The 22,422-nt window shown below is 42.8% G+C and carries 25 protein-coding genes; 4 read left to right on the forward strand and 21 right to left on the reverse strand.

What is annotated here, in order from left to right:
- Positions 1–162: 162 nt before the first annotated feature.
- The 19 genes from fliS to L2744_RS14395 all read right to left on the reverse strand — a co-directional run bounded on the left by fliS (position 163) and on the right by L2744_RS14395 (position 17,774).
- Complete coding sequence (gene fliS, locus L2744_RS14305) at positions 163–573, reverse strand: flagellar export chaperone FliS (RefSeq protein WP_011788767.1); 411 nt, start codon at positions 571–573, stop codon at positions 163–165.
- A gap of 6 nt (positions 574–579) precedes the next feature.
- Positions 580–909 (reverse strand): hypothetical protein, encoded by a 330-nt coding sequence (locus L2744_RS14310; protein ID WP_011716410.1) that lies wholly within the window; start codon positions 907–909, stop codon positions 580–582.
- Between the two features lie 18 nt (positions 910–927).
- Positions 928–2,298, reverse strand: a complete 1,371-nt coding sequence (gene fliD / locus L2744_RS14315; RefSeq protein WP_248992550.1) for a flagellar filament capping protein FliD — start codon at positions 2,296–2,298, stop codon at positions 928–930.
- Between the two features lie 49 nt (positions 2,299–2,347).
- Positions 2,348–2,734 (reverse strand): flagellar protein FlaG, encoded by a 387-nt coding sequence (locus L2744_RS14320; protein ID WP_248992551.1) that lies wholly within the window; start codon positions 2,732–2,734, stop codon positions 2,348–2,350.
- A 140-nt stretch (positions 2,735–2,874) separates the two neighbouring features.
- Complete coding sequence (locus L2744_RS14325; protein WP_248992552.1) at positions 2,875–3,693, reverse strand: flagellin N-terminal helical domain-containing protein; 819 nt, start codon at positions 3,691–3,693, stop codon at positions 2,875–2,877.
- Positions 3,694–3,955: 262 nt separating this feature from the next.
- A complete protein-coding gene (locus L2744_RS14330) occupies positions 3,956–4,777 on the reverse strand; it encodes a flagellin N-terminal helical domain-containing protein (protein ID WP_248992553.1) in 822 nt (273 codons plus the stop codon).
- Between the two features lie 102 nt (positions 4,778–4,879).
- Positions 4,880–6,091, reverse strand: coding sequence for a flagellar hook-associated protein FlgL (flgL, locus tag L2744_RS14335; RefSeq protein WP_248992554.1), 1,212 nt, complete (start codon positions 6,089–6,091; stop codon positions 4,880–4,882).
- An 11-nt stretch (positions 6,092–6,102) separates the two neighbouring features.
- A complete protein-coding gene (gene flgK / locus L2744_RS14340) occupies positions 6,103–8,028 on the reverse strand; it encodes a flagellar hook-associated protein FlgK (protein ID WP_248992555.1) in 1,926 nt (641 codons plus the stop codon).
- Between the two features lie 40 nt (positions 8,029–8,068).
- Positions 8,069–9,226, reverse strand: coding sequence for a flagellar assembly peptidoglycan hydrolase FlgJ (locus L2744_RS14345; protein WP_248992556.1), 1,158 nt, complete (start codon positions 9,224–9,226; stop codon positions 8,069–8,071).
- A gap of 17 nt (positions 9,227–9,243) precedes the next feature.
- Positions 9,244–10,335: a flagellar basal body P-ring protein FlgI gene (locus tag L2744_RS14350; RefSeq protein ID WP_248992557.1), complete on the reverse strand. Its 1,092-nt coding sequence runs from the start codon at positions 10,333–10,335 to the stop codon at positions 9,244–9,246.
- Between the two features lie 11 nt (positions 10,336–10,346).
- Positions 10,347–11,021 carry a flagellar basal body L-ring protein FlgH gene (gene flgH / locus L2744_RS14355; protein ID WP_248992558.1) on the reverse strand — a complete coding sequence of 225 codons (675 nt, stop codon included), beginning with the start codon at positions 11,019–11,021 and terminating at the stop codon, positions 10,347–10,349.
- Positions 11,022–11,032: 11 nt separating this feature from the next.
- Positions 11,033–11,821, reverse strand: a complete 789-nt coding sequence (flgG, locus tag L2744_RS14360; RefSeq protein ID WP_248992559.1) for a flagellar basal-body rod protein FlgG — start codon at positions 11,819–11,821, stop codon at positions 11,033–11,035.
- A gap of 10 nt (positions 11,822–11,831) precedes the next feature.
- Complete coding sequence (flgF, locus tag L2744_RS14365) at positions 11,832–12,575, reverse strand: flagellar basal-body rod protein FlgF (protein WP_248992560.1); 744 nt, start codon at positions 12,573–12,575, stop codon at positions 11,832–11,834.
- Positions 12,576–12,745: 170 nt separating this feature from the next.
- Positions 12,746–14,107: a flagellar hook protein FlgE gene (gene flgE / locus L2744_RS14370; protein WP_248992561.1), complete on the reverse strand. Its 1,362-nt coding sequence runs from the start codon at positions 14,105–14,107 to the stop codon at positions 12,746–12,748.
- A 67-nt stretch (positions 14,108–14,174) separates the two neighbouring features.
- Positions 14,175–14,912, reverse strand: a complete 738-nt coding sequence (gene flgD, locus L2744_RS14375) for a flagellar hook assembly protein FlgD (RefSeq protein WP_248992562.1) — start codon at positions 14,910–14,912, stop codon at positions 14,175–14,177.
- A gap of 24 nt (positions 14,913–14,936) precedes the next feature.
- Positions 14,937–15,353: a flagellar basal body rod protein FlgC gene (gene flgC / locus L2744_RS14380; RefSeq protein ID WP_248992563.1), complete on the reverse strand. Its 417-nt coding sequence runs from the start codon at positions 15,351–15,353 to the stop codon at positions 14,937–14,939.
- 2 nt (positions 15,354–15,355) lie between these two features.
- Complete coding sequence (gene flgB, locus L2744_RS14385; protein ID WP_248992564.1) at positions 15,356–15,760, reverse strand: flagellar basal body rod protein FlgB; 405 nt, start codon at positions 15,758–15,760, stop codon at positions 15,356–15,358.
- 144 nt (positions 15,761–15,904) lie between these two features.
- Positions 15,905–16,744, reverse strand: a complete 840-nt coding sequence (locus L2744_RS14390) for a CheR family methyltransferase (protein ID WP_248992565.1) — start codon at positions 16,742–16,744, stop codon at positions 15,905–15,907.
- A gap of 109 nt (positions 16,745–16,853) precedes the next feature.
- Positions 16,854–17,774: a chemotaxis protein CheV gene (locus L2744_RS14395; protein ID WP_248992566.1), complete on the reverse strand. Its 921-nt coding sequence runs from the start codon at positions 17,772–17,774 to the stop codon at positions 16,854–16,856.
- A 204-nt stretch (positions 17,775–17,978) separates the two neighbouring features.
- Here L2744_RS14395 and flgA point away from each other — a divergent pair, with 204 nt between their 5' ends.
- The 3 genes from flgA (at position 17,979) to L2744_RS14410 (ending at position 19,513) form a co-directional block, all read left to right on the forward strand.
- On the forward strand, positions 17,979–18,686 hold the full coding sequence (gene flgA / locus L2744_RS14400) for a flagellar basal body P-ring formation chaperone FlgA (RefSeq protein WP_248992567.1): 708 nt from the start codon (positions 17,979–17,981) through the stop codon (positions 18,684–18,686).
- Positions 18,687–18,761: 75 nt separating this feature from the next.
- Positions 18,762–19,085: a flagellar biosynthesis anti-sigma factor FlgM gene (gene flgM / locus L2744_RS14405; protein WP_248992568.1), complete on the forward strand. Its 324-nt coding sequence runs from the start codon at positions 18,762–18,764 to the stop codon at positions 19,083–19,085.
- Between the two features lie 2 nt (positions 19,086–19,087).
- Positions 19,088–19,513 carry a flagellar protein FlgN gene (locus tag L2744_RS14410; protein WP_011788747.1) on the forward strand — a complete coding sequence of 142 codons (426 nt, stop codon included), beginning with the start codon at positions 19,088–19,090 and terminating at the stop codon, positions 19,511–19,513.
- A 390-nt stretch (positions 19,514–19,903) separates the two neighbouring features.
- On the opposite strand, the gene L2744_RS14415 is transcribed toward L2744_RS14410, so the two are convergent.
- Together L2744_RS14415 and L2744_RS14420 are read right to left on the reverse strand one after the other, a co-directional pair.
- Complete coding sequence (locus L2744_RS14415; protein ID WP_248992569.1) at positions 19,904–20,353, reverse strand: LPP20 family lipoprotein; 450 nt, start codon at positions 20,351–20,353, stop codon at positions 19,904–19,906.
- Positions 20,350–20,982, reverse strand: a complete 633-nt coding sequence (locus L2744_RS14420; RefSeq protein WP_248992570.1) for a FlgO family outer membrane protein — start codon at positions 20,980–20,982, stop codon at positions 20,350–20,352. Before L2744_RS14420 ends, L2744_RS14415 begins: the two co-directional genes overlap by 4 nt.
- Before the next feature lie 273 nt (positions 20,983–21,255).
- Here L2744_RS14420 and L2744_RS14425 point away from each other — a divergent pair, with 273 nt between their 5' ends.
- Entirely contained in the window at positions 21,256–22,422 is a 1,167-nt protein-coding gene (locus L2744_RS14425; protein WP_248992571.1) for a flagellar assembly protein FlgT, read from the forward strand.

Genomic DNA, 22,422 nt, shown 5'->3' on the forward strand with positions numbered 1-22,422 from the left:
GCCAATTTAAAAGCGAGGGAATAATCACGTTGAGTTCGTTTAATTGTTGAAGTCATTACACTCTCCAAAATGAGTTTGAAAAGTGTCAACGCTATTTAGGACGGGTCAATCGCCATAAAAAAAGCGCACAAAGTGCGCTTTTTTATTTGGCCTTTAACAACCTTAACCCGCGTCGGAATGGGAAGATAAATTATGTTTATCGGCAGGAATCGCATCCCAGCCTTCTTTAATGGTACGCAGAATATCGCACACATCATCTATTGCTTTCACATCATTATTCAAGTTAGCTTCTGAAATTTTGCGCAACATGAAATCATAGAGCTCGCTTAAATTCTTTGCTATTTGCCCACCGGCATCCATGTTCAAACTATTACTTAAACCAGTAATAATACCGATAGCTTTATTAATATAAATACCTTTATTAGCCAAATCATTTTGCTCAATAGCATAACGGCTTTGTGCCAAACGTTGCAGCGCTCCAGCAAACATTAACTGAATGATTCGATGTGGTGAAGCTACAGTGATCTCACTTTCTAACGAAACCTTACGATATGATTGCAGCGATCCTCTCATAAATACCTACCTGTTTGAATCTATTGTCTCGTAAACACTAATCTGGCGCTTATTCTTACTGCCCGCATGTAATAATGCTTGCCTGTCCGCCATGATGTGATTTGCCTTAATAGTGAACTCTTTAGTGAGGTCAAGCTGACACTGAAGATAATCAGCGTCCGTCATGCTAGCATCAGCCACTAATACATTGAGTAAAAGTTGACGCTCTCCAACGAGTACCTGCAAATTTGACACCAACTCGTCAGTTTGAGGATATTCTGCGGGGATGCGAGTTAACTGATTCAATGTGTCGCTGAGCGTTATATTAAGTTCATTAAGTTCATTAAGTTGTTTCACTAGACGTTTCCTTACTTACTAACTCTTTTTAACTGCTCCAGGAAGCGAGTTTAAACTAGCAAGTAAACCACTACTCTGCTGGTTAAGTTGTCCTACGACAAGATCCATTGCATTAAACTGTTTTGTTAAACGGGCAGTTAACTGGTCCATTTTAAGAGTAAAAGCTTCTCTTTGTTCTGCTAACCTACTTTGCTGATTAGTATAACTTGTCTCTCTATCTGCAATCACGCCTCGGGATTTAACATAGCTTTCAGAAACATCGTAAAACCGATTAGCTAAGCCTTTTTCTGGTGTAGCAAAGAGAGCTTCAACACTAGACATATCCTCAGAAAGCACTTTATCAAGCTTAGTATCATCAATAGATAACTTACCATATCTATCTGTTGTGATACCTATATCATACAAAGCTATAGAACCACCATCTTCGGTAGGCACTCGTTCGCTCGCAATACTACGGAGTTGTGATTCAATCGAACGGATCATCGAGTCGCCCTGCAATGCCGCTGCAGTATTTGTATCTTGATCGTAGGATGACAGCTTATCGACCGTTGTAACTAAGCTATTGTAGGCATCAACAAATGCCTTAACGTTTGTTTTAACTGCATCGTTATCTTGTTCTATTTTGAGTGAAGTGGTTTTAGTAAGATCAGCATCTGTTAACTGTAAAGTCACACCTGTAATCGCATTCTTAACTTCATTAGTTTGCGAGGTGACTTTTTGATTATCAATGTAGAGGACAGCATTTTTTGCATCTTGAAGCGTTGTGGTATTCATTGCATCAAACATATTGCTAAGGCCAGAGCCTGTGGTATCTGTAGCCGTGATGCTGATTTGGTTATCTTCGCCAGATTTATCGGAACTAAAAACTAATCGACTTCCGGCGTCACTGGTTATAACGGTGGCAGTGACACCGACATTATCGGGTGCTTCATTGACTTTTTTCGCTATCGCATCAAGAGAATCCGTTGCCGATACGTCCACGGAAAAATTATTACCATTGACCCCAAAAGCTAGACTCCCCTCACCGACACCTAATGCAGGATCAGTTACATTCGTTCCAGCAATTTTATGATTGACAGCGAGCTGTTCAACTTTAATAGCATAACTACCTGTTTGAGCTGTTTTATCAGCAGTTGCAGTTAAATATGTACTATTACTAACGGATATTTTGCGTTGATTTAAAGCCTCACCGGTTTGTAATTTTTTTACGGCATCCTGAAATGTCGTCAGTGCGCTTTTTAAGGTTCCCATAGCAGAAACCTTAGCTTTAATGCTGTCTTCTGTTTTATTAAACATTGCCTCTTTCGGTGTTTTTTCGGCATCCACTAACACTTTTACAATGTTAGCAATATCTAAGCCTGAGCCGATACCTGTCGCTGTTAATGCCATACAAACCTCTTACTCATCAACTATCACTATATTTAGTAATGTCAGTATTTTAAGCCTCTGTTTTCATCAAAAGCCCTGTCACTTCAGATAGCTTTTCAGCTAATGCTAGTGCTTCTTCACTAGGCATTTGCCTGATAACATCACCCGTATCTTTGTCTAAAACAGTCACAACGGCTTGACCTGACTTCTCATCAACCTTAAATGCAAGCCCCTTACGCATCATAGACATCATATCCGACAGCTCAGTAGCAATTTGCGTAAGTTTAGCCGGATTAAATTCGTTATCGACACCATCTTGTGCAATGGTTTGTTCAATTGTCGATACTGCGGCATCTCCCTTTAACTCAACTCCCGAAGCTGGAGTCTTTGGAGACACTTGAGCTAAATCGACTTTATTGTGAACCATAGTAGCTGAATTTGCTATATTGATATCCATAGCCACACCTCACCATATTAACCCCTTGTTTTATTTAGCATAAAACAAGTCTACATTAAAAGCTTTGTCAACCTTTAATGTGGCAAAGGGAGATCCGTTGCCGAACCTCCCTCATCACCTTTTCACTTTAGTGTAGATTATTACAGTAGTGATAGGGCCACTTGAGGTAATTGGTTAGCTTGGGCTAACATAGCAGAACCCGTTTGTTGTAGTACTTGGCTCTTAGTCATTTGTGATGTTTCTTTAGCAAAGTCAACATCCACAATACGGCTCTTAGCATCAGCAATGTTGGCTTGAGTATTAGCACTGTTACTGATGTTATAAGCTAAGCGGTTTTGTTTAGCACCTAAGTTAGCACGCTGACCATCAATCGTTTTGATTGCTGCATCAATTGCAGCAAGTGCAGTTGAACGACCAGTGTCAGTACCTATTTCTAGTGCATTTACTGCCAAAGCAGTCGCATTAGTGGCAGCTACAGAAATGGTAATATTTTCAGTTCTTTGATGACCGACTTGGAAAGTTTTGCCATTAGCAAATTCTCCCATCATCAATTTGGTACTACCAAATGCTGTGGTATCACCAATTGCAGTGATTTCTAGTGCTAATTCGCTAATTTCACTTTGTAATGCCGCTAAGTCATCAGAACTGTTGGCACCGTTTTCCGCTTGAACAGTTAGATCTCGCATACGCTGTAGCATGTTAGTCTGTTCTTGCATCGCACCTTCAGCAATTTGGGCGATAGAGATAGCATCGTTAGCGTTACGCATACCTACATCGAGGCCACGTACTTGGCTGTCTAAACGGTTAGATATTGCTAAACCAGCAGCATCATCTTTTGCGCTGTTAATACGTAGACCACTGGACAAACGTTCCATTGATGTGGCCAAACCGCTCGCTGAAGAGTTTAAGTTTTTCTGTGCTTTTAAAGATGTGACGTTAGTGTTTACTGTAATGGCCATGATTCGTTTCCTCTTTAATACCTGGCTTGTTAACTTCACTTGCCTGTCTACTTAAGCCAGGCGGGTCTTAGTGGTTACAGTATATTTAACGGCAGCACTTTTTTTATCTTTAGGATTATTTTTAAAAAATATTCACTTTTTTAAAAATACCTATTTTTCATATAAATACCATTCAAAACCTAATAAAAAACTTTGCCTACTTTCTACAGTTTCCTAAGAAAAGTAGGCAAAAGCACTTCTATATTGACACTTGCCTGCGAAATTATCCCAATAACGATAAGGCAACTTGAGGTAACTGGTTTGCTTGAGCAAGCATCGCAGAACCCGTTTGTTGCAATACTTGGTTCTTCGTCATCACTGAGGTTTCTTTGGCAAAATCCACATCTACGATACGACTCTTAGCATCAGCAACGTTAGCCTGAGTATTAGCGCTATTGCTAATGTTATAGGCTAAACGGTTTTGCTTAGCGCCTAAGTTTGCGCGTTGACTATCAATCGTTTTAATTGCTGCATCAATTGCAACAAGTGCAGTTGAACGACCAGTATCTGTACCTATTATTAATGTATTTACTGCCAGAGTAGCCGCATTAGTGGCGGCAACAGAAATGGTAATATCTTCAGTTCTTTGATGACCGACTTGGAAAGTCTTGCCACCAGCGAAATCACCATCAAGCAACTTAGTATTACCAAATGCGGTACTATCACCAATCGCAGTGATTTCTAATGCTAATTCGTTAATTTCACTTTGTAATGCGATTAAGTCATCGGTACTATTCGCACCGTTTTCTGCTTGGATGGTCAAATCACGCATACGTTGCAACATATTAGTCTGCTCTTGCATTGCGCCTTCAGCAATCTGGGCAATAGAAATGGCATCGTTTGCATTACGCATACCCACATCTAAGCCCCGCACTTGACTATTTAAACGGTTTGAGATTGCTAAACCCGCAGCGTCATCTTTGGCGCTATTAATACGCAGACCACTCGATAGACGTTCCATAGAGGTTGCTAAGCCACTACTGGATGTATTTAAATTTTTCTGTGCCTTCATCGAAGTCACGTTGGTATTAACTGTAATAGCCATAGTATTTTCCTCTTCTAAGTATCTTGCCAAGACTTCGAAGCTTGGCCATTTCCAATCTTGAAACTACCAGTGCATTTAGGCTATTACACCTAAAAATCACGATTAAATATAATCAAACAGGGAAACAGAACCCACCTTACTAAACACGCTAGAGACTGCGTTCAATGCAAGCTGCTGCTTTTCAAATTCCGTAATCGCTGACGCGTAATCAAGATCCTCAAGTAGAGAAAGAGCAGATGTATTCACCACTTTCTCCTCGATGTGAGTATCTTTGTAGCTTTCAACGGCTTTCAGATTATTCCCCGCCACACTTCTGGCAGAACTGATCTGATTGACACCACTATCGATGTCATTCAATATCTGTGCCAACTGAGATCGACCTTGAGGTGTGTTAGCTGAATTAGGATCTTCAATTAATGCGATCGCACGACTGATTGTATCGAAAATGCTGACTTCAGACTGTGGCTCCATGGTGAAACTATCGCCAGCGCTGGGTTTTCCAGAAATGTTGACTTCAATACCATTAAAACTTACAGGGGTTGCCGCATCAAAATTAGCAATGTTCGCCACTGGATTATTGGCTGAATCAAGTACTTGTAAATTGGTTCCACCAGAACCATTATCTGAAAAATTAAATGTATATGTATCAGCTAGATAAGTTGCTGGATCAGCAATTTTTGCCGCTTTAACACTAAATTCTCCCTGCTGACTGGCCAAATAATTGACGCTATAATCGCCAAGTCCATTTGGTGCTTTCATAAAAGCAGTATCGCCAGGTACATTAGTCCCTAGGGCTACACCCGTTTGTACTAAGCTATTTCTGACGCCAGAATCACCGCTGTAAACTATTTGGGGAGGTGTTGAGTTGTCGAAAGCAAATGGCTCTTTATCCGTGCTGTAACCAGAGAACATATAGTTGCCAGATTCATCCTTACTATTGGCAATAGACAGTAACTCTTCTAAGCTTCCTTTCATTTCATCGGCAATCATTTGCCGCTCAGAATCCGCTAGTGTGCCGTTTACCGCTCGCATAACTTGTTCACGTATGGAAGATGCCAGATTTTCGGCACTCCCCAACTTACTTTCAGTTACTGCTAATCGATTAGTCGCGTAGTCAATATTCTTCATAAATTGATCGACTAAGGCATTGCGTTGATTCAGGTTATCGATACCTAGCGCCGCAACGGGATCATCACCCGCAGTATTGACTTTTTTGCCGCTACTGAGCTGTTCGAGGATCTTGCTAGTTGCCGTTTGCTTTTGCAGTACACTCGTAATGCTTTGATTAAAGATCTGCGCGGATGATAGTCGCATGATTAAATCTCCTAACGCACTGAGGTTAATAAGGTGTCAAAAATTTCTTGTGCCGTAGTCATTATCCGAGCAGAGGCTTGATAAGCTTGTTGAAAACGCATCAAATTGGCGGCTTCTTCATCTAAGTTGACGCCCGATTCGCTTTCTACTCTGGCATAGGCTTGTTGGTAAATAGCCTCTGCAGACCCTACACGCACTTCGGCCGCTTTTGTCTTACTGCCTATGTCAATTTTTGTATTTTCAAATACATCCGCTAAGGTTGACTTCCCCCCATTCATCACTTTACTTTCGCTCAACTTAGCCATAGCGACAGCATTAGAGTTATCACCCTCGGCGAAGGATAAATCGAAGGTAAATCTGTCATTGCTAGCGGCTGCAGTACTATCAACTTCAAAGGTAAAACCAAAGGCGCTGATACTTGGGGGAGTATAAGGAGCAGCGGCACCAAGAGAGCTTCCTGAGGCATCAAATGCTTCATAGGTTGGAGGTATAGCGGTGGTATCGAGCTGGATCGTCAATTCACTGCCAGTAATAGGAAAATTAGCTGCACTGCGATTCGTAATTTGCGTTAACTTAACTTGGGTATTACCTGAGTTCGCTGCATCAGCGGTTATTTTAGGCGAAGCGGCGGCAATGCCTTTTGGATCCGTCATTTCAACGGTAATGCCGTTAGCGGCGCCCGCAGTAGGGCGAATAACAAAGCGATCACCTGAAGCCATCGCCCCAGCTTTAATATCGATTGAAAATCCAGCACCACCTTCTAAGGTCGACCCATTTAAGGTCAGTGGTGTAATTACCCCGGTTTCTGTATCCCTTAATTCATAGGTTGCAGGTGCGGTAAAAGATAATTCATAGGCGCCACCGGTTAACAAACTGGTGTCATCAATCGTGACACCTAAAGTTGCGTTACCAGTATTGTTTGAATAGCCACCAACACGACCCAATGACATTAAAGGATCATTAATATCCCTAAAGATATTCGATCCAACTTGACCATTGAGATCAAATCCTTGAGCTTGCATTTTATTGAAGTTATCAGCAATCCCTAGGGCTAACTGATCGAGCTCGTGACTTGCCGGAATTAATGTTTGATCACGGTACTCAAACAGCGCACCTAATTGCCCGCCTAATTTACTCGGATCGGCAGCAACACTTTGTGAGCCAATACTTGACGTCAATTGCAATTCATTGGGAAATGGATCTCCAGTTTTAGTATCCATCGTCATGGCGATTTCACCGGAAACCAACATCACCGAGCCGCCCAACATAATGCTTTTGGCACCATTCTCTTGAGGAATAACATTCACTTGAGCATATTGGCTTAGCTCTTGAACGAGCGCATCTTGTTTATCGAGTAACATGGCATCTTGATTTGGCGATTTCATCAGCTCGAGATTTAAATTAGCCAACTCCTTACTAATCTCGTTGATACGCTTAGTCATACCTGTGATCTGATCATTAGTTTGCGTCATCTGGCCATTTAAGCTCGATTGCATCTGATTCAAACTATTAGCCAATTGTTTAGCATCGTTTAGGGTTGAACTACGAATACCTAAGTCAGCGGGCAAATCCGCGAGACTGTTTAATCCAGTAAAAAGAGAGTTTAAGCTCTGAGGTACCATTTTACCGATTTGAGAAAACAGTTGATCGAGCTCACTGAGTTTGCCATAACTCGCTTCAGCACCACTTAGGGTTGTTTGTCCAATACGTAATTCTCTTGCCGCATAGTCGTTGTAAATACGTTTTACATCATCAACGTAAGTCCCCGTGCCATAAAAACTATTACCAAGCCGTTGTGACTCTAGCGTCGACTGGGTTGCCACCTGCCTGTGATAACCTGCGGTATTCGCGTTGGCAATGTTATTACTGGTAACCCCAAGTTGCGACTGCGAGGCTAGCACCCCAGTACGAGCAATATTTAATAGGTCAATCGCCATTAGCCGACACTCCTCAGAACTAATAACCTATGAAGATTTATCATTTGTCTTCTCCTGGCAGTATCGACTTAAGCTCTTGGCTTATTGTCTGCATCACTTTAATGACTTTCTCAGCATATTTTGGATCGGTGGCATAGCCCGCATCCTGCAATGCACGAATAAATTGGGTTGGTGAAGCGGCGACTTTTTTAGCATCTTGATAACGCTCACCTTCAGCAATAAAGGTGACAAAATCGTTAAAACTATGTTCAAAATCAGTGTAAACGCGAAAATCGGCTTTTTGTCTAACGGCAATACCCTGCTCAAATTCCAAGGTACTCACGTTAGCTTTATCCCCAAGCCAACGGCGATCAGCCTTAATATTGAATAGGTTGTGACTAGGTGCACCATTGTTACCTCGTACAATTTTCTGTCCCCAACCGGTTTCGAGCGCCGACTGCGCCAGTAGCACTTCAGGCTGGGTACCCAAAGCCTTAGCCGCTTTTTCTGCATGGGGATACAAAGTTGCCAAAAACTCTTCCCGACTACCAAATTTGAGTGTCTTTTGGGTTTCTCTAAATGCCACTGTCGGCAAAATCTGGCCGCTAATTACAGGCTCAATGGGCGATAGTGGTTGCTCTGACCAGGTTGGCTTGGGTGTACTAACCGCTAATGAAGGTGCTGGCGTGTCGATATCCAATGATGAGGCCACATCATCTGGCCTATCTGACTCAAAGGTTGGACGAGCAATATAGGCTGGGATGCCTGCAGAAGTGCTTGCAGTCGTTGCTGAAGCATTAAGCACATCTTGGGTTGCCGTATTTTGCGCTGGAACACTCAATGCTTTATCGCCTTGCAGCAATTTTTCGCCGCCATCACTACGTAATACAGAGGCAGGAATATGCTGGCTAGACTCAGGTGATAACTGTTGCACCATCATGTCGGCAAGACCTAACACACCTTTATCCGACAAATCGACCGACAATTGCTGATCACGCATTTGCTCATAAAACTTAGTGTATTGGCTATTGAGGGGACTATCCGATTCAAATACCGCATTAGCATCGCGCATGCTTTTCATCAACATTTGCACGAAAATGCCTTCAAATTGTTGGGCAACTTGTTTTAAAGTGCCCTTCTCATCCTTCTGTGCCTGGGCGCGAAGTGAATCTAGCCCGCCCAGGTCAAGAAAATGTGATGAACTTGAAAGCTTTTCCATAATTTTCCCGACAGAAATTAGATGATGATAAGCTCACCATGCAAAGCACCTGCCACTTTTAATGCTTCTAGGATAGCAAGTACATCTGAAGGTGCTGCACCCACTAAGTTGACGGCTCTGACCAACTCATCCAGAGTGGTTCCCGGGCTAAACATAAACATGCGGCGATCACTTTCATTGACACCTATAGTGGTGTTGGCAGTCACTACGGTTTCACCATTAGCCAATGCATTAGGTTGAGAGACTTGTGTCGCTTCAGCAATTGTCACGGTTAAACCACCATGGGTTACAGCAGCAGGCAATAATTTAACGTGTTGACCCACTACTATGGTTCCAGTTCGAGAATTAACAATCACCTTGGCCGACTCTTCTGCAGGAATAACATCCAGATTTTCTAGGGTTGCGAGGAAGGATACGCGTTGTGATACATCTCGTGGGGCACTCACTTGAACTGATGTTGCATCCAGTGGGCGCGCCATATCAGGACCGAGTAAATCATTAATAGCATCAGCCATCCGTTGAGCCGTTGAAAAATCGGCGCGGCGCAGATTAAACGTCAAATAATCGCCAGTTGAAAATGGCGTTGCAACACTACGCTCAACAATAGCGCCGTTTGGAATGCGGCCTACTGTAGGGGTATTTTGAATGACTTTAGAGCCATCCAAACCTTCTGCACTAAAACCACTAACCACTAAACTCCCTTGGGCAATAGCGTACACATTACCATCGACCCCTTTGAGGAACGTTTGCAATAGAGTGCCACCACGCAGGCTTTTTGCCTCGCCTAGACTCGATACAGTAACATCTAATTGTTGCCCAGGTTTTATAAACGCAGGCATATCGGCGTGAATAGCCACTACGGCTACGTTTTTGATTTTAGGTCTAAAATTATCTGGTAAATTGATCCCGAAATTTTTCAACATCGTTGTAAAGGTTTGCTCGGTATACTTGGTTTTCTCGCCAGTACCGGGTAAACCAACAACCAAGCCATAACCAATTAACTGGTTGCTACGGACACCCTGAACATTAGCAATATCTTTAATTCTTTCGGCCTGACTAGGTAGAGAAAGCACTAACATGGCAAGTGCGACAATCAGTCTATATTTCATGATTTGACTCCTCAGAAAGGCCACCAATCGCTCATAAAGAATTGGCTCAGCCAACCGACTTTTTGAGCGTCTGCAAAAGAGCCAGTGCCACTATATTGGATACGGGCATTAGCCATACGTGTTGAATCGATTGTGTTATCAGGTTTAATGTCCTGTGAACGAACAATACCTGTAACACGGATAAACTCATCGCCATTATTAATTGAAATCCATTTCTCACCGCGTACCACTAAGTTACCGTTATTAAGCACTTGCATGACATTTGCGGAGATACTGCCATCGAGGCTATTACTCTGATCAGCGTCTGACTCACGCTTAGTGTCCATACTGTCTTTGTAGCGCAAATCCAAAGGTACACCCGCCACTGAAATATTACTGCCACCAGCATAGATAGGATCTAAGCTAATATCTGACGCTTTCTTAATCTGATTGCCTGCACTCTTTTTAGCCTGAGTCGCTTCCTTTAACACTATGGTAATAATGTCACCAATCTTGTGGGCTCTAATATCAGAATACAAACTCGCCGCTTGGCTATCCTGATAAATTGACCCAGTGGCCGCAATTTTTGTCGGTGGGGCTTCTGGGTAAACTGGCGCATAAAAAGGATCGTCAGCAATAGGCTTTTTTTGTGTCGAGCTGCAAGCACTAAGCAGGAGGGCTGCGGCCAATATAAAATATCTAGCCATGATATGTGCCTCTATAGGTTCTGATTCACATAGGCCAACATTTGATCTACCGCTGAAATCACTTTGGAGTTCATCTCGTAGATACGCTGGCTTTCGATAAGATTAACAAGCTCTTCGGTCACATTGACGTTGGAGGTCTCTAATGCTCCCTGCCGAATGGCCCCCATTCCATCCAATGAAGCCGTGCCTTGAATAGGCGTACCACTTGCCCCAGTTTCTGTGTATAGGTTTTGTCCCATAGGATCGAGCCCCGATGGATTAATAAAATCCGTCATGCTGAGTTGGCCCACCACTTGGTTTTCAGCTGCGCCAGGAGTTTTTACTGACACTTCACCTTCGGCAGAAACAGTAATACTGGTCGCATCTTCAGGAATTGTAATCGCAGGTTGCAGTACATAACCTGATCCCGGTGTTACAATTTGCCCAGTATCATCTAATGTAAATTGACCATTGCGGGTATAAGCGGTCGTGCCATCGGGTAACTGCACTTCAAAAAATCCCGGCCCCTCAATCATCAAATCCAGTGAGTTATCCGTAGTTAACATATTGCCTTGGGTAAACATTTTCTGTGTTGCGACCACTTTTGTACCCGCACCAATGTTTAAGCCATTGGGTAGCTTAGTGTTTGACGCACTAATCCCACCCGCTTGGTTAACGGTTTGATATAACAAATCTTCAAATACAGCGCGGCTCTTCTTGTAGCCAACAGTACTCGCGTTGGCAACGTTGTTTGAGATCACCGAAATATCAGTTTGCTGTGCGTCTAAGCCAGTTTTACTAATCCATAACGCCGGATGCATAATCTATCTCCTAACTAATACGCATTAATGAAGATGAGGCGCGATCAATTTCTTCCGCGGTTTTCATCATCTTGACTTGCATTTCAAACTGGCGCTGTAACTCAATCAGAGACACCATCTCATCGACTGGATTGACGTTACTTCCTTCTACTGCACCACTTTCTACAGCCACATTAGGGTCTGCTGGGGCATCATTGCCTGATACCAGTCGGAATAAACCATCTTCGCCACGCATCATTTGGGCATTACCGGGATTAACCAGTTTAAGTCTGCCAACCTCTTCGATGACCTCTGCCGTAGCGCCTTGAGGACGCACAGAAATAATCCCATCCTGGGAAATAGTGACTTTATCTATAGGTAATGGCAGTACAATCGGTCCCGCATCTCCCATAACAGGATTACCTCTGTCGTTATGTAAAAGACCTGTTGAGTCAAAACTCAAACTGCCTGAGCGGGTATAGGCCTCACTGCCATCCTTTGCCTGCACAGCAAACCAGCCATCGCCTTTAATGGCAACGTCAAGATCCCGTCCCGTAGTTTTAATCGGGCCCGAACGAAAATTTGTAGACGGAGTTTCAATCATGGCAAATACCCGTGATGGTAACCCTTCTCCAAAGGCTTGCATCGATCTCGCCTGCGCCATATCAGACTTGAAACCATCAGTATTCGCATTGGCTAAGTTGTTGCCTCGTAAGGCCAACTCATTCATATTTTGCTTAGCCCCACTCATGGAGATATACAGGAATTTGTCCACAAGACTGCTCCGTCAAATTTTCTACCTGACAATAGCAAAGCAAGCATCGTGCCAACAAAAACGATACCTAATATGTTGATTAATTAGAAAAATTAGAAGGGATTATAGGGGAATACGGTAAAGAGGCTAAGTGTTGCCGCTGGCGGCAACACTTACGGTAACGTCAAAAACTAGCGGATCTGTAGCACAGTTTGTTGCAGGGTGTTATTGACTTCCAGTGTACGAGAGTTTGCTTGGAAGTTACGCTGAGCGGAAATAAGATCCACCAGCTCAGTGGTCAAATCGATATTCGATTGCTCTAACGCAGAAGAACTAATACTACCGAATGTGCCACTATTTGCCTCACCTGCTAGTGCAGGGCCCGAATTTAAGCTCGCCTTCCAAGAGGTATTACCGACTTGGGTTAAGCCTTGTTCGTTAGCAAAACGAACCAAAGCAACACGCGCTAAGGGGACCGTTGAACCGTTAGAGTAGCTGGCCGTGATTAGACCATCTGCACCAATTTCAACGTTTGTTAGGCGGCCAACCGTTGTGCCGTCTTGAGTTAATTCTGTCGCCGCAAAGGGAGCTGCATACTGGGTAGGGGCATTAAACTTAATTGTTAAATTTTGAGTACCATCGGCACCAGGCCCCAATACTCCTGCACCACCCACACCAAGGGTTTCTGTTGTCACTATTGCAGGATCGCTCCCCGTATAAACACCAACTGAGTTAAACTTCAGTACCGAGCCTCTCCAACCACCAGTAGTTTCTGCGGTAGCCGTTCCATCGGGTACACCGTCACCATCTGTATCTGTTTGATAAGTACCAGCAGCTCCATCAACATCTACTTGCTTACCATCAACCGCATAGTAGGCAACCCAGTTGTTTTCACCGTTGTATGCCCCATCAGTGGGCTTAACAAAGTAGGAGGTCATAATATGTGGCTCACCGAGTGAGTCATAAATCGTCATCGAGGTAACACTATTGTAAGTTTTAGGATCGAGTGGATCAAATGCCGCGGGATCGAGTGAACTCTCTTTTGCGTTTAAATTCATCTGAAGACTGACGTTCTCTGTCTTTACAGGGCTCCCCGCGGTATCAGGGATTTGAACGGGTTTAGCCGTAGTTAAACTAACAGAAGTTGAATTCCCCTCTTTATCTACAGGAAAAGTTTGTAAATAGTTACCGGCTGAATCGACCATGTAGTTATTTGAGTCAACTTTAAATGCACCCGCCCTGGTATAAGAAAAGTCTAAAGTGCCAAGTTCTGAAGATGTTACAAAAAAACCACCTCCCTTTATCGCCATATCCAGAGAGTTGTTGGTTAACTGTAAACTACCTTGGTGGAATTGCTGCGCCACTTGACTCGTTGCTACACCACCACCGACAGCAGTTTTAGAGTTAGAGAAAATCGAATTAGCGTAAACATCCGCAAATTCAGCACGTGACTCTTTAAAACCAACAGTATTTGCGTTAGCAATGTTGTTCGCAGTCGTGTTCAAATCTTTCTGCGCGGCAGATATGCCACTCAATGCAATGTTAAACGACATAATTCACCTCTACATTTGACTCAATTCAATTGTGGACGAGTAACGTCCAATTCATATACTGATAATATTAAGTTTCGGATACAGCCAACACATCGGATAGCTTAAAGGACATCCCCCCCCTTAGATTCAAAATTGCCCCTGTACTGGCAGTACCTAAAGAAACGCTACTTACATGTGCATAGGTGGATACAGCTAATTCTTGGGAAGTACCGTCGACTAATCCGCTGGCTTTAATCGAGTAATTACCTGCAGCAACGGGTTGGCCATTCTTATCCAATCCATCCCAATTAACATCAATATTACCGCCATCACTACCGTCAACGGTAAACGTGGAAATAACCTGCCCTTGTTCATCTTCAACACGCACATTTATGGCAGAAATTTTCTCACTCGTACTGATAATCCCTTTCATTGCTGGATTTTCAGCCGAGATATAGCCAGTATCGGTTGGAAGCAGTACTTTTCGTCCCACAAGCCCCGATGCCTGTAAGGCTTGGCTCGATGTCATGACACTGTTTAAATTAACAATTTCTTTATTAAGATTAGAAATACCATCCACAGTAGAGAAAGAGGCCATTTGAGCAATCATCTGATCATTGTCAACAGGCTTAAACGGATCCTGCATGGACAATTGTTGACTTAATAACGAGAAAAAATCTTCCTGTGTCAGTTGCTGACTTTTCGCCTCAGGTACTATCGACTCACTGGGTAAACGAAGACCATCCAAAAATGGATTTCCAGTCGTACTCGTTGTCGAGTTCGTCGTTTGCGCTGACGCTTGATTGACTTGATTAATGAGGCTCACAGCTTACCTCCTAAGTGACGCATATTATTTACCCATCCCAAGTGTTTGTTGCAGCATAGATTTTGCAGCTTCAGCGACTTGAACATTCATTTGATATGAGCGAGAGGCAGAAATCATATCTGCCATTTCTTCCATGACATTTACGTTCGGTTTATAAATAAAGCCATCACCATCCGCCATAGGATGATCCGGCGAATACTCTTTGAGTAAGGGTTTATCACTTTCCACGATCCCCTTAACTGTTACCCCTTGAGAGGATTGCTGTTGGCTCTGTGCTTTAGCCATTTCAGCTTCAAAAATAGGATGACGAGAGCGGTAAGTTTTATCGATACTGCTTGAGACGGAATCAGCATTAGCAATATTACTGGCCGTAGTGTTGAGCCTTACCGACTGTGCTGACATCCCAGAGCCAGCCACATCAAAAATGCTAAATAAACTCATGATTAATCCCCTCTTAGCGCTTTTTTCATGCCACTAAACTTACTATCCAAAAAACCCAGTGACATTTGATATTCGAGGGCATTTTGCATAAAGGCAGACTGTTCCTGTTGAATATCAACAGTATTCCCATCACCGGTATCAGGTTGATTTGGAACACGAAACTTAACGTATTGGCCAGTTAATTCAGCTAAACCAAAGTGCCGTTCATTATCTGCCGTATCGAGGTGATTACGCTGTTGCTGTTGACTATGAGCAGCTTGCATAGCGGCAGAGAAATCGACATCACGGGCTTTATAGTGTGGCGTATCGGCATTTGCGATATTACTTGAAATCACTTCGGCCCGTTCTGCACGTATGCCTAAAGTGTATTGATGCACACCCAGTGCCTTATCAAAATTGATCGCCATAAAATTGCCTCCATCGTGTCACTCGCAGGATTAAAGCAATTCATGTGCCAAAAAGAAGGAAATAATGATAAACAGCAAAGGCAGGTAAAAATAGATATAAAAAATTACCGACATTTGTCGGTAATTTTTAATGAAATCGGCAAGTTAAGTCTTTTTCTGGTAATAGATCCCAGGATTACAACGCACCATATCGAACTCGTCGGTTAAGCCCGCAATCGATTCCGAAGCACCTAAAAACAAAATCCCTTTTGGGTTAAGAGCGGCAGCAAATTGCCGCAAAATTTTGGCCTTTGCCTCAGGCGCAAAATAAATTAACACGTTCCGGCAAAAAATAATGTCAAATTTACCTAGCAACGTATAACTTTCAAGTAGGTTATGGGCTCTAAAATTCACTAGCCGTTTAACATTCTCCTTTAACTTCATATTGCCAGAGGGTAATGCATCAAAAAACTGACGCTTACGCTCCTCCGATAAACCTCGGGCTAAAGCCAAACTATCATATTCAGCATTTTTACAACGCTCTAGCATCGAAGGGGATAAATCAGTCGCTTGAATTGTCGCGCCTCCAGCTAGGGCTCCTGGCTTTTTCTGCTGATATTCCAAAATAGTCATAGCCAATGAGTAAGGCTCTTGCCCTGATGAACAAGCCGCAGACCAAATTTTCAATGGGCGACCTAAACGGTTGTACTCAGGTAGCAGGACATTGTTAAGCAGCTCGAAAGGATAACGGTCACGAAACCATAAAGTCTCATTAGTTGTCATCGCATCGATGACTTCAGCCCTCAAAGCGCGCTCGGTGGGCTTCATCGAATGCTTAACCACGTCGGATAATGATGGAAGGTTATATTTTCCCATCAAAGGGGCAAGACGGCTACGCACTAGGTATTGTTTATTCTCACCTAGTACGATGCCGCTGTGTTGCTCTAGGAACAACCTAAATTGATTATACTCAGCTTCTGCAAGTGACTTATTTGGCACATTCACGTCCTAGATCCTATCGCTAGCGAGCACCAAAAACAGTGCAAAACTAAAATGTTATAAGGGCCAGATTATAGCGCAAAGCTCAACTAGGCACTAACCCTCACTTTATCATTTATAAACTTAAATGCTTGTTCACTGCCGCAGCTAATTCATCCGGGTTAAACTTTGCAATAAAATCATTGGCCCCCACTTTCTGTACCATAGCTTGGTTAAAGACCCCACTGAGCGAAGTATGCAACACTACTTTGATATGTTTAAGTTTTGGATCATCGCGTATTTCAGCCGTTAAGGTATAACCATCCATTTCAGGCATTTCAATATCAGAGATAATTAATGGAATTTCATCTGCAACATTATCCATTTCAGTTGCAATTGCCTTTAACTTATCGAGGGCTTCACGGCCATCTTTTGCCGTATCTATCTGCAAATTTAAAGACTCTAATGACCGAATAATTTGCTTACGTGCGACGGCAGAATCATCGATAACCATAATATGGTAATGCTGTGTCCGGTCGATGGTAAGCTGCTCATTGACCTCTTCACTAATCGCAGTTTTTACTGGAGAAATTTCATCTAAGATTTTTTCAACATCTAAAATCTCAACCAATTCACCCTCTATTTCTGTGACTGCAGTGAGATAAGAGTATCGACCAGCTCCTTGAGGTGGAGGCATAATTGCCTCCCAGTTCATATTGATAATCCGCTCAACAGAACTAACCAAAAAACCCTGCACACTACGGTTATATTCAGAAATAATAATAAAGCAATTTTCAATATTGGTTAATGGACGCCCGCCAGTTGCCGCACTGAGATCAATGACCGAAATCGTTGTGCCTCGGATATGGGCAACACCCTTCACATTTGGGTTGAGTTTAGGCAAAGTCGTCAGCGGTGGACACTGCAGTACCTCTTTCACCTTAAACACGTTTATCCCAAATCGCTGACGGCCATTTAACTTAAATAGTAAAAGTTCTAAACGGTTCTGACCAACGAGCTGGGTTCGTTTGTTGACTGAATCAAGAATACTCGACATAACTCTGCCTTGTTGTTCTGTTTATGTACGGCCCTAAGACTCGTATGAGTATAGGCATATTAATTGCTTACGTCTTACTATCGATAAACATAGTTGAAACTGAGTCAATCTTCTGACACTGATATTTCTGTTGATTTTGGTCATCAGCTTCAAACTTGATAAAAGTATAGGTGCATTCTGGCGTTACAAGCTAGTCTCTTCATTATGAAAGTAAATTTAGTCTGTTTTTTGAGTATTTTCGCCCTACTGATACCCGCTACTGCGAGTACAGAGCCTGTTGCTCCCACCATATCGGCGATATCCGAATTAGCTAAAGCCCTTATTAGTGAAAAGATATCCCTACCCGAGAAGGCTAAAGTAGAAATAACCCCTCAGGCCGTCGATGCTCGCATGCTCCCGTCACAGTGCATATCACCGATAAAGGTAGAAATGGCCAGCGAACGAGAAATTAGTCGCAACAATACGATTAAAGTGAGTTGTAATACCCCTGAGCTGGCCTATCCTTGGCAAATATTTATCTCGGTACGAGTCGATATTTTATTCCCTGTCGTGGTTACCACAGAAATTTTGGCACCAGGCGATCGAATAAATGCGAACCAAATCGAGATAAGATATATCGAACAAAATAGTTTACGCGGACAACAATTTGACGATCCAAGTAAGCTCACGGGCACACGAGTAAAACGTCGAATAGCAAAGGAATCTCCTATTGTTGCTAACAACCTGTGCTTTGTTTGTAAGGGTGATGCCATTTCTATTTATGTACGATCGCCTTCATTTGTGTTAAAAACAGCAGGAGAAGCCTTACAAGACGGGAATGTGGGGGAGCAAATTAGAGTTAAAAATAGCAGTTCAAACAAACAACTAGATGCAATAGTCATAGGCATTGGCGAAGTCGAAGTTAGAATGTAAAATAATCTAAAGCTTTTCTATAAGCTGCCGATACCCCAGTTAAGAAATCCCGTATACACGACGCTGGAGCCTAAAATGGCAATTGATATAAGCAAGCTCAACACCGGAACGACTTCTCAAACACGTTCTGGCGCGACTAAAGTCAGCAGTGAACAATCTGCTCAAGTAGCGACAAAATCAGCTCCATCGCAAAGAAGCGACTCAGTAGTCATTACGGCTCAAGCTCAGCAGCTACAAGGAGCTCAGACTAAAATGGCGAGTCTACCCGAAGTTGACCAAAAGAAAGTGGCTGAAATTAAGCAAGCCATCGCCGAAGGTCGCTATAAAATTGATCCGGAAAAATTGGCTGCCAATATCGCCAGTTTTGAAGCCGAATTAAATGATCTCAATAGAGAGTAACTATGACAGAAATAGCTAAACTGGTAGATCTGCAACACGCCCATTTGGCTGTTCTTAAGCAAATTATACTCAAGGAAAAAGGCGCTTTGGTAGACCAAAACGCCGATTTGTTGTTGTCGCTTGCAAATGAAAAATCACAATGTCTAAAACAGCTTAAGGCAACTGATGAGCTGTTGGCCAATCACAACGATAAATCTCAGCTAACACAACAACCTGATCTTAACGATAAAATGGCAGAGGTTAAACGAGCGTTAACCGAATGCAAAGAACTGAATGAACAAAATGCCAGTTTGATCGAGATGAACTTAGCGAGTCTAAATCGCTTTGCTCAAGCCCTGCAAGCCAGTCGCAATGCCACTAGCCTTACCTATAACGATAAAGGTAAAACCTCAACAATCTCAAGTTTAGGTAATGATTTAAAAGCCTAGTCGCCTCTCAGCTTGTATATTCCTCTTTAAAATAAGCGTTACAAAACCACCAAACTAGCAAAAAAACCACGCAAATGCGCGGCCAATGTGTTTGTAAAAAGTGGATAAAACACTAGATGATTGACATTTTACGGTTATTTTTTCAGCGATTCTGCGCTATTTTATGCAACACAGAGCGCATGTGATGTAGCTACTCGACATAAACTGGCGATAATGCACAGCATAAATACTGACCAAATACTTTCGCAAAGAGCCTCTCTGGCCAGCTCTTACTCTGGCTTTGCAACCAACGAGCAGCTAAACACTATTTAGAATAACTAAACATCATTTCTCATTTCGTGAGATGACTTGCCAGAGCGAACAAAAGTTAATATTAAACATCAATACGCCTTAAAAATAAGTCACTTCTTTAACTCTTTGAGGACGGCTTTGCTGCTGATAAAGCGCCCAAACCTGTGCGAAATCGAGTTCTAATTCAGTAACATAATGCTCACCAGCGGGATAACTTTTTACAACTTTAGCCCCGCGTATGACTCCAGAAACCGAAGCTTTTACATTATCGTCCGTTAACATCCACTCACTCACACTGCTATTTGCCGTAATTTTTTGCCCATAAACTTGTTCGGCTAATTCGCGGTAAGCCACAATTTTTGATGCCTGCATAGCCATCAACACTTTTTGCGATTGCTCTTTAGCGGGTTGTGTCGCTAAGGGCGCGTAGCCAATTGCAGTGAGTTTAGGAAAACTCGGTGGCGGCACATCTTCCCACTGTACGTATCGGTCTTTCGTTGCACAGCCGCTTAACAAAAGCACTGCGACAAGTAAGAGGTATCGTTTCATTTTCCATCTCCTAACACACGTACTTCATTCATACCTGAACCTGTTTGCCTATATAAAATGCCATTTTGGGATACTACTTTTTCAGATGGTTGCATGTAGTTGGGCATTTCTTTTTGAGTCACATATGTCTGAGAAGCCGAAACCACGCGATTGTTACTTACATTAACAATACGTGTGTTGATTGCCATGCCATTAGTTGTAGGGCTCATAGTCGATACCACTAAATGCTCGACGGGAAGATTGGTTGATAACTTTTGCCAATCCCGCGTCAAAATAAAATCGCCATCTGCCGTCACTCTCAAACCATCACCTAGGTTTAAATCCACTACATTAAATTGAAAGTGATGCAGTGATGCCATTAATCCCTGCTGTAACTGCTGCGCCATTGCATGAGTGCTGTTCATATCCCCCACTAACACAGGGGTTGCAACAACTATGGGTTGATCTGAACGCAACGCATCATTTTGCTTTACCAATTCAGTGACAATTCGCTGGGCTAAATGATTAATCATCGACGTCGGCGGCAGACCATTACCATCATCTAAGCTAGGTTTCGGTGACGCAGCGGGTTTAGCAACGCATCCACCTAACACCACTAGGGTTAAGGGAATAATCACACGTTTTAGCATTGGGCAGACCTCGTCTATAAGGGTTTTTGGCCATTAGGTGGCAATAAAGCCACTGCCATCAAATATCGCAAATACCAGACCAAAACAGGACTTTGGCCGAAGATATTATACTCATACGCACTTTATCGACGGACAGCGGTAAAACTTTATCTAAAACTCCAATTGAATAAGGCATGAAACTTGCTTTTATCCCTAAATAAAGTTGTATGTCAGTAAACTGGCTCCATTACCAATCTCGCCATTTGCGACGGCATAGCGTTAAGGACTGAATTGATGCACATATTAAGAACAGCTTCACTCATTAGTTTGAGTCTTGCCTTGCTTTCAATGCCTGTACAGGCTGAATGGATAGAGGCCAGCGGCGAAGCCATGATTGTTAATGGCAACATAGCTCAAGCTAGGGAGGAGGCCATCAATCAAGCAGTAAGTTATGCAACGCTTAGTACGGGCATTAGAATATCCAGCGAACAACAAACAACTAATGGTAATCTCACCCAAAACAGCTTTGCGATAAATCGGAATGCCCAAGCAATCAGCATTCAACTGGTAAATGAACGTATTCAAGGTCAGAGAATATATGTCTCTCTTCGGCTCGATCTAAATGAAGATCCTACGCAGCAATGTCCGAATGGACAATTAAAAGCTGCTATTTTAATACCTCAGGCGCAAATTAAAGATCGCACTCAACTCAGATACGGCCAACTTTCAGGATTTGAAGAAATTATCTCCGAAAAACTGGGTAATAGTATCGATAGCTATTCATCTACAAGTTTTAGTCACCTACATGCTAAAGAACGACTCGATATTACCCAAGAATTAGCAGACACCCGTGGATATAGACTGCCAAGCTGGCTGAGCGAGATCACCGACAGTCAATATATTCTACAACCACAAATTATCGATATTTCAACAGAGTCAGTGGAATCAACCTTTCTCGGCATATGGGATGAGGCGCCGCTTAGACAGTTTCAACTTAAGCTTAATCTCTACCATGGGATCAGTGGAGAGGAAGTATGGAGCAAGAGTTATAGCACCTCTGCCCCATGGGAATTTGAAGAACAAGCCATCATATCCCCTAACAGTGACAGATTTTGGCGCTCGGCCTATGGCAGAAATATCAATCAATTAATTCAACAAGCCACTCAAGATTTGGATAGCACACTCAACTGTCGCCCCTTACTCGGGCAAGTAGTTAGTCGCCAAACGGATAGGATCATACTGAATCTAGGGAGAAAACATGGCATTCGCGTTAACGATAAATTCCAAGTGGTACTGCAGCAAAACTTACCCGATAGACTCAATGAAATGCGTCCTGTCGCAACGAAGAGTCGTGCCACAGTCAAAATTGAACAGGTGAGTGAAGAAAGCTCAACCGCAGTGCTTGTAGACAAAAATGCTGTCTACAATGTACAGATAAACGACATCGCGCTTAAGATTTAA

Origin of the sequence: Shewanella profunda (assembly GCF_023283765.1) — a bacterium.
GTDB classification, from domain to species: domain Bacteria; phylum Pseudomonadota; class Gammaproteobacteria; order Enterobacterales; family Shewanellaceae; genus Shewanella; species Shewanella profunda.

Bases quoted from the DNA above. Each gene is read 5' to 3' on its own strand.
- fliS (WP_011788767.1), bottom strand. From the start codon at position 573: ATGAGAGGATCGCTGCAATCATATCGTAAGGTTTCGTTAGAAAGTGAG.
- fliD (WP_248992550.1), bottom strand. From the start codon at position 2,298: ATGGCATTAACAGCGACAGGTATCGGCTCAGGCTTAGATATTGCTAAC.
- L2744_RS14320 (WP_248992551.1), bottom strand. From the start codon at position 2,734: ATGGATATCAATATAGCAAATTCAGCTACTATGGTTCACAATAAAGTC.
- L2744_RS14325 (WP_248992552.1), bottom strand. From the start codon at position 3,693: ATGGCCATTACAGTAAACACTAACGTCACATCTTTAAAAGCACAGAAA.
- L2744_RS14330 (WP_248992553.1), bottom strand. From the start codon at position 4,777: ATGGCTATTACAGTTAATACCAACGTGACTTCGATGAAGGCACAGAAA.
- flgL (WP_248992554.1), bottom strand. From the start codon at position 6,091: ATGCGACTATCATCCGCGCAGATCTTTAATCAAAGCATTACGAGTGTA.
- flgK (WP_248992555.1), bottom strand. From the start codon at position 8,028: ATGGCGATTGACCTATTAAATATTGCTCGTACTGGGGTGCTAGCCTCG.
- L2744_RS14345 (WP_248992556.1), bottom strand. From the start codon at position 9,226: ATGGAAAAGCTTTCAAGTTCATCACATTTTCTTGACCTGGGCGGGCTA.
- L2744_RS14350 (WP_248992557.1), bottom strand. From the start codon at position 10,335: ATGAAATATAGACTGATTGTCGCACTTGCCATGTTAGTGCTTTCTCTA.
- flgH (WP_248992558.1), bottom strand. From the start codon at position 11,021: ATGGCTAGATATTTTATATTGGCCGCAGCCCTCCTGCTTAGTGCTTGC.
- flgG (WP_248992559.1), bottom strand. From the start codon at position 11,821: ATGCATCCGGCGTTATGGATTAGTAAAACTGGCTTAGACGCACAGCAA.
- flgE (WP_248992561.1), bottom strand. From the start codon at position 14,107: ATGTCGTTTAACATTGCATTGAGTGGCATATCTGCCGCGCAGAAAGAT.
- flgC (WP_248992563.1), bottom strand. From the start codon at position 15,353: ATGAGTTTATTTAGCATTTTTGATGTGGCTGGCTCTGGGATGTCAGCA.
- flgB (WP_248992564.1), bottom strand. From the start codon at position 15,760: ATGGCGATCAATTTTGATAAGGCACTGGGTGTGCATCAATACACTTTA.
- L2744_RS14395 (WP_248992566.1), bottom strand. From the start codon at position 17,774: ATGTCGAGTATTCTTGATTCAGTCAACAAACGAACCCAGCTCGTTGGT.
- flgA (WP_248992567.1), top strand. From the start codon at position 17,979: ATGAAAGTAAATTTAGTCTGTTTTTTGAGTATTTTCGCCCTACTGATA.
- flgM (WP_248992568.1), top strand. From the start codon at position 18,762: ATGGCAATTGATATAAGCAAGCTCAACACCGGAACGACTTCTCAAACA.
- L2744_RS14410 (WP_011788747.1), top strand. From the start codon at position 19,088: ATGACAGAAATAGCTAAACTGGTAGATCTGCAACACGCCCATTTGGCT.
- L2744_RS14415 (WP_248992569.1), bottom strand. From the start codon at position 20,353: ATGAAACGATACCTCTTACTTGTCGCAGTGCTTTTGTTAAGCGGCTGT.
- L2744_RS14420 (WP_248992570.1), bottom strand. From the start codon at position 20,982: ATGCTAAAACGTGTGATTATTCCCTTAACCCTAGTGGTGTTAGGTGGA.
- L2744_RS14425 (WP_248992571.1), top strand. From the start codon at position 21,256: ATGCACATATTAAGAACAGCTTCACTCATTAGTTTGAGTCTTGCCTTG.